The 16,596-nt window shown below is 71.7% G+C and carries 12 protein-coding genes; 6 read left to right on the forward strand and 6 right to left on the reverse strand.

Translation table 11 applies throughout. From position 1 onward, the window contains the following. The 4 genes from OQ02_RS40120 to OQ02_RS16445 all read right to left on the reverse strand — a co-directional run. The coding region (locus tag OQ02_RS40120) for an RICIN domain-containing protein (protein ID WP_197043367.1) at positions 1-1,135 on the reverse strand (1,135 nt) is incomplete at its 3' end. Between the two features lie 244 nt (positions 1,136-1,379). Beyond that, the gene (locus OQ02_RS16435) at positions 1,380-1,640 is read right to left on the reverse strand and encodes a hypothetical protein (RefSeq protein ID WP_156077086.1); all 261 of its coding nucleotides are present in this window, start codon (positions 1,638-1,640) and stop codon (positions 1,380-1,382) included. Between the two features lie 15 nt (positions 1,641-1,655). Then, positions 1,656-2,825 (reverse strand): substrate-binding domain-containing protein, encoded by a 1,170-nt coding sequence (locus OQ02_RS16440; RefSeq protein ID WP_231500066.1) that lies wholly within the window; start codon positions 2,823-2,825, stop codon positions 1,656-1,658. After that, the gene (locus tag OQ02_RS16445) at positions 2,822-4,717 is read right to left on the reverse strand and encodes a heparinase II/III domain-containing protein (RefSeq protein ID WP_081915701.1); all 1,896 of its coding nucleotides are present in this window, start codon (positions 4,715-4,717) and stop codon (positions 2,822-2,824) included. Before OQ02_RS16445 ends, OQ02_RS16440 begins: the two co-directional genes overlap by 4 nt. 130 nt (positions 4,718-4,847) lie before the next feature. On the opposite strand from OQ02_RS16445, the gene OQ02_RS16450 reads away from it, so the two are divergent. The 6 genes from OQ02_RS16450 (at position 4,848) to OQ02_RS16475 (ending at position 13,062) form a co-directional block, all read left to right on the forward strand. Beyond that, positions 4,848-5,867 (forward strand): hydroxyacid dehydrogenase, encoded by a 1,020-nt coding sequence (locus tag OQ02_RS16450; RefSeq protein WP_231500067.1) that lies wholly within the window; start codon positions 4,848-4,850, stop codon positions 5,865-5,867. Positions 5,868-5,943: 76 nt separating this feature from the next. Next, positions 5,944-7,233 carry an ABC transporter substrate-binding protein gene (locus OQ02_RS16455; RefSeq protein ID WP_051772432.1) on the forward strand — a complete coding sequence of 430 codons (1,290 nt, stop codon included), beginning with the start codon at positions 5,944-5,946 and terminating at the stop codon, positions 7,231-7,233. A gap of 38 nt (positions 7,234-7,271) precedes the next feature. Then, complete coding sequence (locus tag OQ02_RS16460) at positions 7,272-8,207, forward strand: carbohydrate ABC transporter permease (protein WP_033439338.1); 936 nt, start codon at positions 7,272-7,274, stop codon at positions 8,205-8,207. After that, positions 8,207-9,103 (forward strand): carbohydrate ABC transporter permease, encoded by an 897-nt coding sequence (locus tag OQ02_RS16465; protein ID WP_033439339.1) that lies wholly within the window; start codon positions 8,207-8,209, stop codon positions 9,101-9,103. Before OQ02_RS16460 ends, OQ02_RS16465 begins: the two co-directional genes overlap by 1 nt. A gap of 5 nt (positions 9,104-9,108) precedes the next feature. Further along, positions 9,109-9,783, forward strand: coding sequence for a hypothetical protein (locus OQ02_RS16470; RefSeq protein ID WP_156077087.1), 675 nt, complete (start codon positions 9,109-9,111; stop codon positions 9,781-9,783). A gap of 108 nt (positions 9,784-9,891) precedes the next feature. Then, positions 9,892-13,062, forward strand: a complete 3,171-nt coding sequence (locus OQ02_RS16475) for a glycoside hydrolase (RefSeq protein WP_033439340.1) — start codon at positions 9,892-9,894, stop codon at positions 13,060-13,062. Between the two features lie 49 nt (positions 13,063-13,111). Here the strand turns inward: OQ02_RS16475 and OQ02_RS16480 are convergent, their stop codons facing one another. Then, positions 13,112-14,551, reverse strand: a complete 1,440-nt coding sequence (locus OQ02_RS16480; protein WP_033439341.1) for a rhamnulokinase — start codon at positions 14,549-14,551, stop codon at positions 13,112-13,114. After that, complete coding sequence (locus OQ02_RS16485; RefSeq protein ID WP_033439342.1) at positions 14,551-16,590, reverse strand: bifunctional rhamnulose-1-phosphate aldolase/short-chain dehydrogenase; 2,040 nt, start codon at positions 16,588-16,590, stop codon at positions 14,551-14,553. Before OQ02_RS16485 ends, OQ02_RS16480 begins: the two co-directional genes overlap by 1 nt. Between the last annotated feature and the right edge of the window lie 6 nt (positions 16,591-16,596).

The raw sequence follows: 16,596 nt of genomic DNA on the forward strand, positions 1-16,596 counted from the left end.
AGTCGTACACCTGGAACTGCGTGTAATGCGCACCCGCCCGGATGTTCCGACCGAGATCGATCCGCCACAACCGGGTTCCGTCGAGCCGGTACGCGTCGACGAAGACGTTGCCGGTGTAACCGGACTGCGAGTTGTCCTTCGCGTTGGACGGATCCCACTTCAGCACGATCTCGTAGTCGCCGTCACCGTCGAGATCGCCGACGCTCGCGTCGTTCGCCGAGTACGTGTAGCCCTCACCGCTCGGCGTCGTGCCGCCCGCCGGGATCTGCAGCGGCACGTCCAGGTAGCCGTTGGCGAAGCCCAGCGACTGCGCCGAAGGCGGCTGCTCGACACCGCCCACCACGGCCCGCACGGTGTAGGAGGCGTCGGCCGCCGCGCCGCCGTCGAGGAGGTTGGTGGACCCGGTGATCGGCGTGCTGTTGACCTTCGTCGTGCCCCGGTAGACGGTGAACCCGACACCGGCCGGGTCGCTGCCCAGCAGGCGCCAGCTCACCAGGTTGCCGGTGCCGGAGCGGACGCTCACCACACCGCGGTCGAGGTTCTCCACCTGGCGGCCGGTCGGCTGCGGCGTGGAGCCGACCTTGACCAGCTGCCACTGCTGGTTGGTGCCGTCGACGTCGTCGTACTGGGAGATCCGGGCGCCGTCGGCGGTGGAGCGCTCCCACACGTCCAGCGCCTTGCCGCTGTTGCGGTTGACCAGCCGCACGTACCCGTCCGCCGAGTCCACCGGCCGGAACTGCTGGTTGGCCCCGTTGTTGTCGGTCCACTGCACCACGTTCGCGCCGTTGGCGGTGGAGGACTCGGCGACGTCGAGCACCTTGCCGCTGTGCCGCGACTTGAGCCGGTAGTAGCCGCCGCCGGAGTCCACGAACTGCCACTGCTGCCACGCGCCGTCGTTGCGCGTCCACTGCACGATCTCGCCGCCGTCCGCGGTGGAGAGGTTGTAGACGTCCAGCGCCTTGCCGCTGTGCCTGGCCACGAGCACGTAGCTCGCGTTGGTGTCGACCGTGGCGGCGGAAGCGGGCGTCGCGACCGCGACGAGACCGCCGGCCACCACCGAAACCGCCACCGCGAGCGCCACCGCAGGTCTTTGCGTCCGGGCACGCGGCCGTCCGCGCACGCCAAGTCGGGACATTCGATCCTCCACGTTGAGGAAAGGGCTGTGCCCAGCCGGGACCGCCCGACCTGTGACCCAGGGGTGTTATCGCTAACATCAGGGACCTGGCATGCGGCGGGCGTCGGCTGGGTACGCCATTGGTAATCGGCTGATTACTCGCTTGTCAAGAGTTCCGGCCGGTTCGACGATATTCGACGGCGGAGGGCGGGGAGCGGGTGTGACACCCCTGTGGCCTAGCGGTGTTAGCGCTAACCCCGCCAGGTCAGTGACCGCCGGCGGTCATCGCGAAGAGCATCAGCGACAGCAGCAGCTGGAGCACCGCGAGGGTCGTCCCGGTGACGGCGGTCCAGTCGAGCCGGTACTCGGTCCGGGTCCCCATGGACACCGCCCCGCAGGCCACGGCGCCGAGCGCCAGCACGACGCCACCCGCCGGGATCGGCCAGCTGAGCAGCCCGAGGCACAGCGAGAGCGGTCCCAGCCAGGCGTCCTTGCCCGGTCGGTCCTTGGCCGGGAATCGCCGCATCACACCACTCGATCCTCAGGACGACGAGCGGACGATCAGCCGGGGCTCGATCACGATCCGGTGCGCGGGCCGATGGGGGTCGGGGTCGTTCAGCCGCTCGGCCAGCAGCGTCACGGCCGCCCGGCCGACAGCGGCCTTCGGCGGTCGGATCGCGGTCAACGGCGGGTCGGACAGCTCGGCCACCTCGTCGTCGTAGGTGACCAGCGCCAGGTCCTCCGGCACCCTGATGCCGCGCTCCTGGCACCGCTCGACCAGCGAGATCGCCTCCGGGTCCGAGTGGACGACCAGCGCCGTCGTGCCGGACTCGACGCAGGCGTCCAGCAGGGCGTCGAGGGCGGCGGGCCACTCGGCGTCCGGCCGGTCCACGGTGTGCACGTCCGGGACGCCGTCGACCGGGAGGCCGAGCTCTGCGCACGCTTCCCGCCAGCCGCGCCGGACGTGCGGGGAGGTCGGGCTCTTGGCCGTGGTGCTCAGGCCGATGCGCCGGTGGCCGAGTTCGGCGAGGTGGCGCACGGCCATCGCGGCGCCGCGGGCGTGGTCGCTGACCACCGACTCGACCGCACCGTGGTAGCTGTCGGTCGGCGTGCGCTCGATCAGCACGACCGGGACGTCGACCGATCGCAGCCACCGCATCAGGGCCTCGCCCTCGTCGCCGGTGGTGGTCGGGGCGACCAGCAGGCCGTCGACGCCGACCGCCTCGACCAGCCGGGTGAGCTGACGCCGTTCGTCGGCGGCCTCGTAGGTGGCGCCGCGCAGCACGATCCGCACGTCGGCCTCGGCGGCGGCCTCGCGCACGCCCTTGATCACGTCCGGCCAGTAGTAGTCCAGCGACGGGACGACCAGGCCGACGGTCGGCTGACCCGGTCGCTCGCCGGGCAGCCTGCGCTCGGCGACGGATGCCGCGCTGCCGTTCGACTCCGCCGGATGGGACGCGGAGTACCCGTGGGACGCCGAATGCGCCAGGGCGTCGTCCGCCACGGCCGCGGTGACGGTCGCGCCGCCGCGGACCCGCCGGACCAGGCCCTGCTCGGCGAGCAGGGTGATGTCCCGGCGCACGGTGATCGCGGAGACCTCCAGCTCGTCCGCGAGGTCGTGCACCCGCACGGTGCCGCGCCGGCGCAGCAGCTCGATGACCTTGGCACGCCGTTCCGAGGGCAGCATGGCGGACGGCTCGGACGTCGTCATGCGCACACCTCCACCATGATCACGAGGCTACCTCGCGCCGTGTCGGGAAGGCGCAGCTCCAGCCTGGTCAGTTTCTCTCCCCACACCGTCCTGAGCAGGGGGTCGTCGAGTTCGCGCACGGTCAGCGCGGCCGACGCCAGGCTCGGATTCCAAGCGACCAGAGTAGCGCGGGCCCCGGCGACCGGGTGGACGACCAGCCGTCCCGGCCCGTCCCGCACGACGTCACCGGCGAGCAGGTAGTGCAGCGTCGACGGGGAGTCGCCGTGGTCGGCGAAGTCCCAGGCGTCCTCGATCGTCACCCGCTGCCGGTCGCGGTGCGCGGTCGTGGTGCGCCACCACGATCGCAGCGCGGGCACGGGGTAGGCGGGGGCGAGGTCCAGCCGGACCTGGAACCGGTCGGCGGTGTCCTCGGCGGTGACGTCCCGCGCGCGGTGGTCGCGTCCGGTGCCCTGGGGCGTGCCGCGCACCTCGGGGACGTTGTGCCAACTGCTCTGCATCGTCCAGATGTCGTAGCGGTCGGCGCTGAACGTCTGCTTGGTGTAGGTCGGGCGGCCGGCGTCGACCACGACGGGCACGCCGTCGACCGCCACGATCACGCTGCCGACGTCGTTGTGGTTGTGGTTCTCGTCGTTGTGGCCGCCCTTGACCACGAGCGTCGGTCCGGTGGTGGTGCGGGCGAGGCCGACCTGAGTGCCCGGGAGCCAGGCGCTGCCGACCAGGGTTTCCACGGGGTGGTCGGGCAGCGGGGTGGCGAGATCGCGCAGCGCGCGCCCCAGCTCGGCGGTGTCGGTGATCGCGGTGGACCGCTGGGCCGCGGCGTGGTGCGCGACGTCCCGGTCGCCGGTGCGGCGGGCCCACTCCTGCGGCACGTGCCACGGCTGGCCGCCGGGCTGCCGGGCGCGGGCGTCGGCGAGGTTGACGTACCAGGGGCCGCCGAGGTGCATCAGGCGCGGGAAGCGGACGGTTTCGCGCACCACCGGCACGCCGGTCGCGCTCAGCGCACCGGCGGTGGCGTGCTCCAGGACGTCGAGGGCTTCCAGCGCGCGGCACGCGCCGTTCCACCAGTACTCGAAGCCCTCGTCCACCGACCCGTCCGGCGGGAGGGCGGCCAGGTAGCGGTCGATCGCGCGCACGGCGTCGGCCGCGATCCTGGCCCGGTCGGCCACGTCGTCGACCAGGCGCAGGGCCGCGACCAGGACGTTCCCGCAGATCCACGGGCACCAGTTGTGCACGTTGCCGTCGAGGCCGAGCCAGTGCCAGTCGCGGCGGGAGGTGAACGGGTCGAGCACGCGGACGCGGACCTCGCGGCGGATGCGGGCGCGCAGACCGGGCCACCGGCGGTCCAGGCGATCACCGAGGACGTGGTCGAGCCAGGCCAGTTGCGCGGCGGCGACCCCCGCGCCGAGGTCCAGGTACGGCACGTCCGGGTCGGGCACGACGGCGCCGCGCAAGCGGTGGTGCTCCTCGTGCGCGGGCCAGCACCACGTGCTGCGCTCGCACAGCAGCACGACGCCGTCGGCCACCTCGTCCAGCAGGGCGTCGTCCGGGGTGACGACGGCCGCGAGGACGGCGCGGGTGAGGCGGCGGTCGTGCTCGAAAACCGGTGTCTCGTAGGCGATGCGGTCACCGTCGCCGTCGCGGGAGAAGCGCGCGTACTGGCTCGCGGTCGGCTGTGGCCACGGCGTGCCGCGCTCGGAGCGCGCCTGGTCGAGGAGGGCCGCCGGCCGGGTCGCGGCGTTCGGCGGCCACCGCTCCGGGTCGCCGTACGCGGGCAGCGCGGTCGACGGCGGCAGGAGCAGGTCCGCCAGCGCCGATGCCTCGACCCGCGCGCCCCAGGCGGCGTGCAGCGGGCCCGTGACGGCCCGATCGGCACTCGACTCGGGCTTGATCATCTCAGCTCACCTTCGGTCGGTCACCTGGATCAATCTGATCGTAACTGAGCAAAACAAGTCTTGACTTGAAAAATACGATCACACATGATCGGTCCACTCTATCGAGCGTTCCGGCCGCAAAGGACTCCGCGTGACCCACGGACCACGACGACCACAGGCGCTGCTGGTGATGGAGCCGGAGCACTTCCGGGTCCAGTTCGGACCGGCCCAGCTGGACCGGCTGGACCGCCTGGTAGGCCTGGCCGACCCGGTGTCCACCGCGGAGTTGGATTCACCGGCGGTGCGGCGCAGGCTGCGTGAGGTGGAGGTGCTGCTGACGTCCTGGGGCTGCCCGCCGCTCACCACCGAGCGGCTGGCCGCGGCGCCCGACCTGCGGGCGATCTTCCACGGCGCGGGCAGCGTGCGGTCGTTCGTGACCGACGAGGTGTGGCGGCGCGGCATCCTGGTCACCACGGCGGCCGACGAGAACGCCATCCCGGTGGCCGAGTTCACCGTGGCCGCCATCGTGTTCGCGGGCAAGAAGGCGCCGTTCCTCGCGCAGGACGCCCGCGAGCACCGTGACGACTGGTCCTACCTGTCGCGGCGGGGCGAGTTGACCAACCGGGGCCGCACGATCGGTGTGGCCGGCTTCTCCCGGGTCGGCCGCCGGGTCGTGGACCGGCTGCGCGGGATGGACGTGACCGTGCTGGTGTACGACCCGTACGTCGACCCGGCCGAGGTGGCGGCGGCGGGCGGGCGGCACGTGGGGCTGCCCGAGCTGCTGCGGGCCAGTGACGTGCTCTCGCTGCACGTCCCGGAGCTGGGCTCCACCCACCACCTGATCGGCGCCGCCGAGCTCGCGATGCTGCGCGACGGCGCGACGGTGGTGAACACCGCGCGGGGTTCGGTGCTGGACACGGCGGCGCTGGAGCGCGAGTGCGCCACCGGTCGGCTGGACGCGATCCTGGACGTGACCGACCCGGAGCCGCTGCCGGCCGATTCGGTCCTCTACGACCTGCCCAACGTGATGATCACCCCACACATCGCGGGCTCGCTCGGCTCGGAGACCCGGCGGATGAGCGACAGCGCCCTCGACGAGCTGGAGCGCTACCTGTCCGGCCACCCGCCTCGCGCCGCGGTCACCCCGGACACGTTCGGCAAGAGCGCCTGACCACCGGGCCTCGGCTCGACCGCGGCGGACCTGCCGCACCACCACGCAACGAAGTTGGAAAGGGACGGGATCAATGATGACTCCGAACAAGCCGCGCGCCGGCCGGCGGGGCCGCGTCCGCGGGGCGCTGGTCGGGCTCACGGCGCTGTCGCTGGTGGCGGCGGGCTGTGGTTCGGGTGAGCCGGCCGACGAGAGCGGACCGGTCACGCTGAGCGTGGCGGTGTGGAACCTGGCGGGCACGCCCGAGTTCCAGGCCGTGTTCGACGCCTTCGAGGCGGCCAACCCCGATGTCACGGTGCAGCCGGTCGACATCCTGGCCGCCGACTACCCCACCAAGGTCACGACCATGCTCGCGGGCGGTGACACGACCGACGTGATCACCATGAAGAACGTCATCGACTACGCCCGTTACGCGGGCCGCGGCCAGCTGGCCGACGTCACCGACCTCGCCAAGGGCAAGGAGAACGGCGACCTGGCCGGGCTCGACGCCTTCGACCAGGAGGGCAAGTACTTCGCACTGCCCTACCGCCAGGACTTCTGGCTGCTCTACTACAACAAGAAGATGTTCGACGAGGCCGGCGTCGCGCACCCGGAGAACATGACCTGGGACCAGTACGCCGACACCGCCAAGAAGCTCACCAAGGAAGCGGACGGCAAGAAGGTCTACGGCACCTACCACCACACCTGGCGGTCGGTCGTGCACGCCATCGCGGCGGCGCAGAACGACGGCGACCAGATCACCGGCGACTTCGAGTTCTTCGCCGACCAGTACGAGATGGCGCTCGACCTGCAGAAGTCCGGCGCCGCGCTCGACTTCGGCAGCGCGACGTCCCAGCAGGCCAGCTACCGGACCATGTTCGAGACCGGCGCGACCGCGATGCTGCCGATGGGCACCTGGTACACGGCGGGCATCCTCGCCGCCAAGAAGAAGGGTGACAGCGCGGTCGAGTGGGGCATCGCGCCCATGCCGCAGCGACCGGGGGCGTCGGGCGTCACCACGTTCGGCTCGCCGACCGCGTTCGCGGTGAACAAGAACGCCAAGCACACCGAGACCGCGCGGAAGTTCGTCGAGTTCGCGGCGGGCGTCGAGGGTGCGAAGGCGATCACGAAGGTCGGCGTCCTGCCCGCGTTGCAGACCGACGAGATCACCAAGCTGTACGCGTCGCTGGAGGGCATGCCGTCCGGCGAGCAGACCACCAAGGCCCTCTCCCCGGACAAGACCGTGCTGGAGATGCCGGTCAGCGAGCACACCGCCGACGTGGACACGATCCTCAAGGAGGAGCACGACTTGATCATGGTCGGCGAGAAGTCGGTCGAGGAGGGCATCCGGACCATGCGGGACCGGGTCAAGAAGGTCATCGACTAGCCGACCTCGACGCCCACGACACCAGCACGAGGACGAGCATGGCCAACGCAGTGACGCACACGAAACCACCGCCGGAGGCGCCGCCTCGCGGTCCGGCCCAACGGCGGCGGAAGCGACGCAACACCCTCATCGGCTGGAGCTTCATCCTGCCGAACTTCCTCGGGTTCGCCCTGTTCACCCTCGTGCCGGTGATCGCGGCGTTCGCCCTGGCGTTCATGGAGTGGGACTCCTACCGCGCGCCGGAGTGGATCGGCCTGGACAACTTCGCCGAGATGCTGGAGGACGAGAACTTCCGGGTCGCGCTGGGCAACACGCTGTACTACGCGGCGGGGCACATCCCGTTGACCATGGTCGCCGCGCTCGGCCTGGCGATCGTGCTCAACCGGAAGATCCGCGGTGTCGGCTTCTTCCGCACCGCGGCCTTCTTCCCCTACGTCACGTCGCTGGTCGCCGTGGCCGTCGTGTGGAACATGCTGTTCAACCCCACCGTCGGCCCGGTCAACCAGTTCCTCGGCGCGATCGGCGTCGGCGACCCGCCGGGCTGGGTGGCGAGTACCGACTGGGCGATGCCCGCGGTGATCATCACCAGCGTGTGGCGGGACATGGGCTACTACATGGTGCTCTACCTGGCCGGGCTCCAGTCGATCCCGGAGGAGTACTACGAGGCGGCACGGGTGGACGGCGCGAACGCGTGGCACCGGTTCTGGCACATCACCCTGCCGTCGCTGCGGCCGACCACGTTCTTCGTGCTGGTCATGCTGACGATCCAGAGCTTCAAGGTGCTGGACCTCATCGTCGTCATGACCAACGGCGGTCCGGGTCGGAGCACGCTGGTGCTCTCCCAGCTCGTGTACCGCGAGGGCATCACCGAAGGCCACTTCGGCTACTCGTCGGCGATCGCGCTGGTGCTGTTCGTCATCGTGCTCAGCGTGACCGTCCTCCAGTTCCGCCTCAACGAGCGGAGGAACGCCTGATGACCGCGCTGGACCACGCGCCGCCGACCGCGCCGCCGCACGACCCGCCACCACCGGCCACGGCACGCGGCCGTGCTTGGCGGATCGCCCGACCGGTGCTCACCTACACGGCCATGGTCGTGGTGGCGCTGCTCGTGCTCGTCCCGTTCGCGTGGATGCTCTCCGCGGCGCTCAAGCGCGACAACGAGGTGTTCACCGTGCCGATCCAGTGGATCCCGGACGAACTCCGCTGGTCGAACTTCGTGGAGATCTGGGACCGCATCCCGCTGGCCGCCTACCTCGGCAACTCGCTGTTCCTCTCGGTGACGATCACGCTGTTGCAGGTGCTCACCGGCAGCTTCGCCGCGTACGGGTTCGCCAAGGTGCGGTTCCCCGGCCGCAACGCGCTGTTCCTGATGTACATCGGCACGATCGCCGTGCCGTGGCAGGCGTACATGGTGCCGCAGTACATCATGATGCAGAAGATGGAGCTGACGAACACGTACTGGTCGATCATCCTGTTGCAGGCGTTCGGCGCGTTCGGCGTGTTCCTGATGCGGCAGTACTACACGTCGATCCCGGACGAGCTGTGCGAGGCCGCGCGGATCGACGGGCTGAGCGAGTACGGGATCTACCGGCGGATCATCCTGCCGCTGTCCAAGCCTGCGCTCGCGAGCCTGGCGCTGCTCACGTTCGTCAGCACCTGGAACGACTACATGGGTCCGTTCATCTACCTGACCAGCAACGAGCTGTGGACCGTGCAGCTGGGCCTGCGCTCGTTCGTCGGCCAGTACGACGCCGAGTACGCGATGATCATGACCGGCGCGGTGCTGTCGGTGCTGCCGATCCTGCTGGTGTTCCTGCTGGGGCAGCGGTACTTCATCCGCGGTATCGCGACGACCGGGCTCAAGGGGTGAGCGGGGTGGCCGTCCGACTGCTGCGCCCCGCCTCCCAGGAGACCTACGACAAGGTCTTCGGGATGGTGTACGTCGGCCTGATGGCCAACGTGCTGCTGGCGGTGGGCTGCTCGCCGCTGCTGCTGGCGCTGGCCGTCGTGCGCGACCCGCTCGCGTCGTGGCCGTTCTTCGTCGTGCTGTCGGGGTTCTGCGCACCGGCGCTGGCCGGGGTGTTCGGCTGTTTCGCGGCTCTGGGCGACGGTCCGCCGACGGTGTGGCGACCGTTCGTCACGGCCTACCGGCGTGCCGCCGGGCGTGCGGTGGCGGTGTGGTTCGGTGGCGCGGCGGTGGTGGCGGTGTTGGCTTTCGACGCCGTCGCGGTGGCCCGCACGTCGTGGGGACCGGCGCTGGTGCCGTTCTTCGTGACCGCGTCCGTGCTGGTCGTGGCGACGGTGATCGCCGTGGTCCTCGTCCTCGCCACCGGCTCGAACCCGGTTCGGGTGCGTGCGCTCCTGTGGCCCTGCCTGTGCCTGGTGGCGCGACGCTGGTACCTCGGTCTGGCCAACGTCGTGGTGCTCGGGCTCGCCGTGGCGATCGTGCTGGCCCAGCCGTTGGTGGGTCTGCTGGTGGCGTGCGCGCCACTGCTCTACGTGGTGTTCGGCAACTCGCGAGCGATCACCGCGCCGTTGTCCGGTCAGTAGTTCCGTGATCTCGCAACCGTCGTGGGAGCGCTCCGCCGTAGCTGGAAAGCGCTTTCCACGGTATGTCGCCCCGCCGTGCCGTCCGTTCTGAAGAGGAGATCAACGACGATGAAACCGCGCAGAACACCCGTCCGGCTCGCCCGCCTGGGGCTGGCCGCCGTGCTGGCGGGCGGTGCCCTTGCCGCGGCCGGGCCTCCGGTGGCGGTCGCCCAGGGGGAGGCGGTGCAGGCGGTCGTGGTCCGGCCCGACCCGTCCTACCAGCAGCCCGCGTTCGAGGGCTGGGGCACGAGCCTGGTGTGGTTCGCCAACGCCACCGGCGGCTACCCCGACGAGGTCCGCAACCGCCTCGCCGACCTGCTGTTCGGCGAGGACGGGCTGCGGCTCAACATCGCCCGCTACAACATCGGCGGCGGCAACGCGCCGGACGTCCGCCAGGACTACATGAAGGCCGGCGCGACGATGGAGGGCTTCTGGAACGCGCCGGAGGGCACCACCCGCGAGGACGTGGACTGGTGGGACCCGGACAACCCGGAGCACTGGAACTGGGACGCCGACGCGAACCAGCGGTGGTGGGTCGACCGGATCAAGGACAAGGTCGACACCTGGGAGGCGTTCAGCAACTCGCCGCCGTGGTTCCAGACGGTCAGCGGGTACGTGTCCGGCGGGTTCGACCCCAGCGCCGACCAGATCCGCGCCGACCGGGTGGACGACTTCGCCACCTACCTGGTCCGGGTGTCCGAGCACATCGAGCGCGAGCACGGCATCGAGTTCGACCTCGTCGAGCCGCTGAACGAGCCGAACACCCCGTACTGGGGCACGCAGCTCGGTCCCGACGGTCAACCCACCGGTGGTCGTCAGGAGGGCGCGCACGCCGGTCCGGCCCTCCAGCAGAGCGTGGTCCTCGCGCTCCAGCGGGCGATGAGCCGGTCCCGGCTCGACGCGCGGCTGTCCGCGATGGACGAGACCGACTCCGGCCGGTTCCGGACCAACTGGAACGGGTACAGCGCCGACGCGCGAGCGGCCGTCGACCAGCTCAACGTGCACACGTACGGCACCGGTGACCGGACGTCCCCGCGTGACATCGCCAAGGGCGCCGACAAGCCGTTGTGGATGAGCGAGGTGGACGGCACCTGGGGCAACCGCCACAGCTTCACCGACATGGACCCGGGCCTCGGCATCGCCGAGCGGATCGTCGCCGACATGCGCGAGCTGGAGCCGTCCGCGTGGGTGCTGTGGCAGGCGATCGAGGACTACAACCCGCAGTTCGCGGCGGGGAAGAACTGGGGCACCGTCCAGGTCCCGTTCGACTGCGCGGCCGACGCCACGCTGGAGACGTGCCCGGTCCGCACGAACACGAAGTTCGACACGGTCCGGAACTTCACCCACTTCGTGCGGCCCGGCGACCGGGTGATCAAGGTGGACGACACGTCGAGCCTCGCCGCCGTGTCCGCCTCCGGTGACGCCGCGACGGTCGTGCACGTCAACAGCACGGACCGGCAGCGCGCCGTGGAGCTGGACCTGTCGCGGTTCGGCGTGGTGCTGCCGCACGCCACCGTCACCCCCGTGGTGTCGGATGCCGACGGTGGTCTGGTGCGCGGCACCCCGGTGCGGGTCGGCGACGACCGGTCGGCGACGCTCACCGTGCCTTCCAAGTCGGTCACGACGTTCGTGGTCGACGGGGTCAAGGGCGTGTCGAAGGACGCGGCGCTGGTGCAGGAAGGGCACGTCTACGGCCTGACCGGCGTGCAGAGCGGCAAGGCCCTGACCCCGGCGGCCGACGGCGGCTCGGCCGTGATCCGGACGGCCGACCAGTCCGACGCGGGCGCGTTGTGGCGGGTCGAGAAGGTCACCGAGGGCGTGGGCAACCGCGAGCGCTACGCGGTGTCGCACGCGGTGGACGGCAGGCGGTGGGCGGATCGCGGGAGTGGTCTTGTGCTCGAACCGGCGGGCGAAGCCGACCCGGCCGCGCAGTGGATCATGTCCACGACCGGTGACGGCACCTACACGTTCGTCAACGCGGCCACCGGCCGGCTGCCCGACGTGACCGGTCAGGCCACCGCGGACGGTTCGCCGGTGGGCCTCTACACGCCGTCCTCCGGTGCGAACCAGCGGTGGGCCGTGGTGGACCGCACCGTGCTGGGCGCGCAGGACGCGGCGGTCTTCACCGTGCCGGGCCGAACGCCCGAACTGCCGTCCACGGTGCCCGCGAAGCTCCGTGACGGCACGGGCGGCGCGCTGCCCGTGCGGTGGGAGCCGGTGCCGGTGGAGCGGTGGTCCCGACCGGGGACCGTGCGGGTGCCGGGCACCGCGACCGATCCGCTCGGGCGGACGTTCCACACCACGGCGGTCGTCACGGTGGACACCATCGCGTCGACGCAGCCCGCGCGGGCGAAGGCGTACGTGGGCGGCACGCCTTCGTTGCCCGCCACCGTGATCGGTGTCGGTGCGAACGGTGGGACCACGGAGCTGCCGGTGACGTGGGAGGCGATGCCGACGACCACCGAGCCCGGCGTGGTGACGGTCGACGGCACGGCACGGGTGGTCGACGGCTCCGCGGTGCCCGCGACGGCACGGGTGCAGGTCACCGCGCCGGTCGAGACCAACGCGGCGCTCGAGGACGGGGTGCGCGCTTCGTCCACCTACACCGAGCCCGGCTACTCCGCGGACCGGCTGCGCAACGGCGTCACGAACGACAAGGCGTGGTCCAACTGGAGGTCGGGCACGAAGAACCCGTCGGACACGCTGACGTACCAGCTGCCGGGCGCACGGGACGTCGACCGGGTCGTCGTGCACTTCTACCGCGACGGGTCGACCGCGAGCTACGCGCAATCGCTGCGGGTGCAGGTGCGGGACGCCGGCGGCACGTGGGTCGACGCGAGTGACGTGGTGCCGGTGGTCGGTGACGGCGCGCCCGCGCCCGTGGTGGAGGTGCCCCTGCGGGCATCGGCCACCGACGCGGTCAGGGTGGTGTTCACCGCGCGGCCGTCGATGTACATGACGATCAGCGAGATCGAGGTGTTCGCCAAGGCGCCCGGACGGTCGGCGGAGGCGTCGGCGGCCCGGCTCGCCGTGGACGGCACGCCGGTCGCGGGCTTCGACCCGGGCATTTCGGAGTACCAGGTCGACGCACGGCGGGGCGAGGTGACGGCGGTCGCGGCCGACCCGTACGCGGAGGTGGCGGTCGACCAGGCCGACCACTCCGACCCGGTCGCGAAGGTCACCGTGACCAGCGAGGACGGTACGGCGCAACGGGAGTACACGGTCCGGTTCAAGGGCTGATCACGTGGGTGGTGCGGCCGGGACACCCTCCGGCCGCACCACCTCCGCGTCAGACCGGCAGGGGCGTGGTCAGGCGTTCTTCCGCCGCCCGCCACGCCTCGGCACCACCGTCCGGTTCGTACCGGACCAGTTCGGCCGAGGCGCGCACCAGCGCCCGCAGCTCGGGCAGACCGCCGGTGACGGCACCCAGCGCACGAGCCTGGACCAGCGCGTTGCCGTAGGCCGCGGCCTCGACCGGTCCGGCGATCACGGGCAGTCCGCACGCGTCGGCGGTGAGCCGGCACAGCAAGCGGTTGCGCGCCCCGCCGCCGACGACGTGCACGACCCCGACGCGTCGCCCCGACAGCTCGGCGGCCTGGCGGACCGCCCGGCGGTGGGCCAGGGCCAGGCTGTCCAGCACGCACCGCACCACCGCCGCACGCGTCGCGGGCGCGGGCTGACCGGTCCGGGTGCAGGCGGCGGCGATCCGGGCGGGCATGTCGCCGGGCGGGATGAACGCCGGATCGCCCGCGTCGACCACGGCCGTCAGGCCCGGTTCGCCCGCCGCGGCGTCCAAGAGGCCCGACAAATCCGGGTCGCCCCACTCGCGCAGGCACTCCTGCAACAGCCAGAGGCCCATCACGTTGCGCAGGTAGCGGACCGTGCCGTCGACGCCGAGTTCGTTGGAGAAGTTGGCCCGGCGACCGGCCTCGGTGAGCACCGGGGTGTCCAGCTCGACCCCGACCAGCGACCACGTGCCGGTGGCGACGTAGGCGAAGTCCCGCGTGGCCGCGGGCACCCCGACGACGGCGGACGCGGTGTCGTGCGACCCGACCGCCACCACCGGGACGGAACCGGCGCCCACGTGCGGCAGGAGTTCGCCGATCACCGTGCCGGGTTCGACCAGGGGCGTGAACAACCCCTCGGCGATGCCCAGCCGGGACAGCAACTCCGCGGACCACGTGCGGGTGCGGGCGTCGAGCAGGCCGGTGGTGGAGGCGTTGGTGACCTCGGTGACCCGTGCACCGGTGAGCCAGTGCCCGAGCAGGTCCGGGATCAGCAACAACTGCCGTGCCGCCGCCAGCTGCGGTGTGCCCCGCGCGGCGGCGAGTTGGTAGACGGTGTTGAACGGCAGCACTTGCAGCCCGGTGACGCCGTACAGCTCGGCCGCCGGGACGCGGGCGTGGACGGCCTCCGGGACTCCGTCGGTGCGCGCGTCCCGGTAGTGCACGGGGTTGCCGAGCAACGCGCCGGTGGCGTCCAGCAGGCCGTAGTCGACGGCCCACGAGTCGATGCCGACCGAGTCGAGCTCCGGCCCGGCGGCACGCAGGCCGTCGAGCACGCCCTGGTAGAGGGCGAGGACGTCCCAGTGCAGGGTGTCGCCGAGGCGCACCGGCCCGTTGGGGAACCGGTGCGCCTCGGTGAAGCCCACCCGGTCGGCCTCGATGTCGAAGGCCATCACGCGCCCGCTGGACGCGCCCAGGTCGACGGCCGCGATCCGCACGCCCATCAGCGCAGGAACGCGGCGGCGACGCCGGAGTCGACCGGGACGTGCAGCCCGGTGGTCTGGGAGAGATCACCGCCGGTCAGCGCGAAGACGGCGGCGGCGACGTGCTCGGGCAGCACTTCGCGGCCGAGCAGGGTGCGCTTGGCGTAGTAGGCGCCCAGTTCCGCCTCCGGCACCCCGTACACGGCGGCCCGCCGGGCGCCCCAGCCCCCGGCGAAGATGCCCGAACCGCGCACCACCCCGTCGGGGTTGACGCCGTTGACGCGGATGCCGTGCGGCCCGAGTTCGGCCGCCAGCAACCGCACCTGGTGGGCCTGGTCGGCCTTGGTCGCGCCGTAGGCGACGTTGTTGGGCCCGGCGAACACGCCGTTCTTCGAGGAGATGTAGACGATGTCGCCGCCGATGCCCTGGTCGACCATCACGCGTGCGGCGGCCCGTGACACCAGGAACGACCCGCGCGCCATCACGTCGTGCTGGAGGTCCCAGTCGCGCACGGTGGTCTCCAGCAGCGGCTTGGAGATCGACAGCCCGGCGTTGTTCACGACCAGGTCGACCCCGCCGAAGGCGAGCACGGCCTCGGCGAAGGCCCGCTCCACGGCGTCCTCGTCCGACACGTCCGCGGCCACGCCGATCGCGGTGTCCGTGCCGCCGATCCCGGCGGCGACCGCCGCGGCCTTCTCACCGTCGAGGTCGGCGACGACCACGCACGCGCCCTCGGCGGCCAGCCGTTCGGCGATGGCCTTGCCGATGCCGGACGCCGCGCCGGTGACCAGGGCGACGCGGGTCGCCAACGGCTTGGGCTTCGGCATCCGGGCCAGCTTGGCCTCTTCGAGCGCCCAGTACTCGATCCGGAACTTCTCCGACTCCGCGATCGGCCGGTACGTCGACACGGACTCCGCGCCGCGCATGACGTTGACGGCGTTGACGTAGAACTCGCCCGCCACCCGCGCGGTCTGCTTGTTGCGGCCGAAGGAGAACATGCCGACGCCGGGCACCAGCACGATCGCCGGGTCCGCCCCGCGCATGGCCGGCGAGTCCGGGGTGGCGTGCCGCTCGTAGTAGGCGCGGTAGTCGTCCCGGTAGGCCGCGTGCAGCTCCTTGAGCCGCTTGGTGATCTCCTCGACGCTCGCCGTGGCGGGCAGGTCGACCACGAGCGGCTTGACCTTGGTGCGCAGGAAGTGGTCCGGGCACGAGGTGCCCAGCTCGGCCAGCGGTGCCAGCTTCTCCCGGGCCAGGAAGTCCAGCACCACGTCGGCGTCGGTGTAGTGGCCCACCTGCGGGTGGTCGGTCGACGCCAGCCCGCGGACGGTCGGGAAGATCGCCGCCGCCTTGGCCCGCCGCTCGCCCTCGGGCAGCGGCTCGTTCCCCGGGACGATCGGGCCGAACGGCTCGGCGGTGCCGTGCTCGGCCAGGAACTCCTCGGCCGTGCGGATGATCTCCGCGGAGTGCGCCTCGCACTCCTCGGACGTGTCACCCCACGCGGTGATCCCGTGCCCGCCGAGCACGCACCCGATGGCCTGCGGGTTCGCCGCCTTGATCGCCGCGATGTCCAGGCCCAGCTGGAAACCGGGCCGACGCCAGTCCACCCACGCCACCCGGTCGCCGAAGCACCGCCGGGTCAGCTCCTCCCCGTCGGCCGCGGTCGCGAGCGCGATGCCCGAGTCGGGGTGCAGGTGGTCCACGTGCGGTGCGTCCACTAGGCCGTGCATGGCGGTGTCGATCGACGGCGCCGCGCCGCCCTTGCCGTGCAGGCAGTAGTCGAACGCGGCGACCACCTCGTCCTCGCGGTCGACGCCCGGGTAGACGTCCACCAGCGCGCGCAGCCGGTCCAGCCGCAGCACGGCCAGGCCGGCGGGGGTGAGCGTGCCCAGGTCGCCGCCCGAGCCCTTCACCCACATCAGCTGGACCCGGTCGCCGGTGACCGGGTCGGTCTCCGCGCCCTTGGCGGAGGTGTTGCCGCCGGCGTAGTTGGTGTTGCGCGGGTCGGCGCCCAGCCGGTTCGAGCGGGCGACCAGCGACGCCACGGTCGTGTTGTCAGTCATCTTCGG

This window comes from Saccharothrix sp. NRRL B-16314, assembly GCF_000716595.1.
In the GTDB taxonomy this organism is placed as follows: Bacteria; Actinomycetota; Actinomycetes; order Mycobacteriales; family Pseudonocardiaceae; genus Actinosynnema.

What these genes read in the sequence shown, in the direction of transcription:
- OQ02_RS16435 (WP_156077086.1), bottom strand. Translation starts at nt 1,640, where the DNA reads ATGCGGCGATTCCCGGCCAAGGACCGACCGGGCAAGGACGCCTGGCTG.
- OQ02_RS16440 (WP_231500066.1), bottom strand. Translation starts at nt 2,825, where the DNA reads ATGACGACGTCCGAGCCGTCCGCCATGCTGCCCTCGGAACGGCGTGCC.
- OQ02_RS16445 (WP_081915701.1), bottom strand. Translation starts at nt 4,717, where the DNA reads ATGATCAAGCCCGAGTCGAGTGCCGATCGGGCCGTCACGGGCCCGCTG.
- OQ02_RS16455 (WP_051772432.1), top strand. Translation starts at nt 5,944, where the DNA reads ATGACTCCGAACAAGCCGCGCGCCGGCCGGCGGGGCCGCGTCCGCGGG.
- OQ02_RS16460 (WP_033439338.1), top strand. Translation starts at nt 7,272, where the DNA reads ATGGCCAACGCAGTGACGCACACGAAACCACCGCCGGAGGCGCCGCCT.
- OQ02_RS16465 (WP_033439339.1), top strand. Translation starts at nt 8,207, where the DNA reads ATGACCGCGCTGGACCACGCGCCGCCGACCGCGCCGCCGCACGACCCG.
- OQ02_RS16475 (WP_033439340.1), top strand. Translation starts at nt 9,892, where the DNA reads ATGAAACCGCGCAGAACACCCGTCCGGCTCGCCCGCCTGGGGCTGGCC.
- OQ02_RS16480 (WP_033439341.1), bottom strand. Translation starts at nt 14,551, where the DNA reads ATGGGCGTGCGGATCGCGGCCGTCGACCTGGGCGCGTCCAGCGGGCGC.
- OQ02_RS16485 (WP_033439342.1), bottom strand. Translation starts at nt 16,590, where the DNA reads ATGACTGACAACACGACCGTGGCGTCGCTGGTCGCCCGCTCGAACCGG.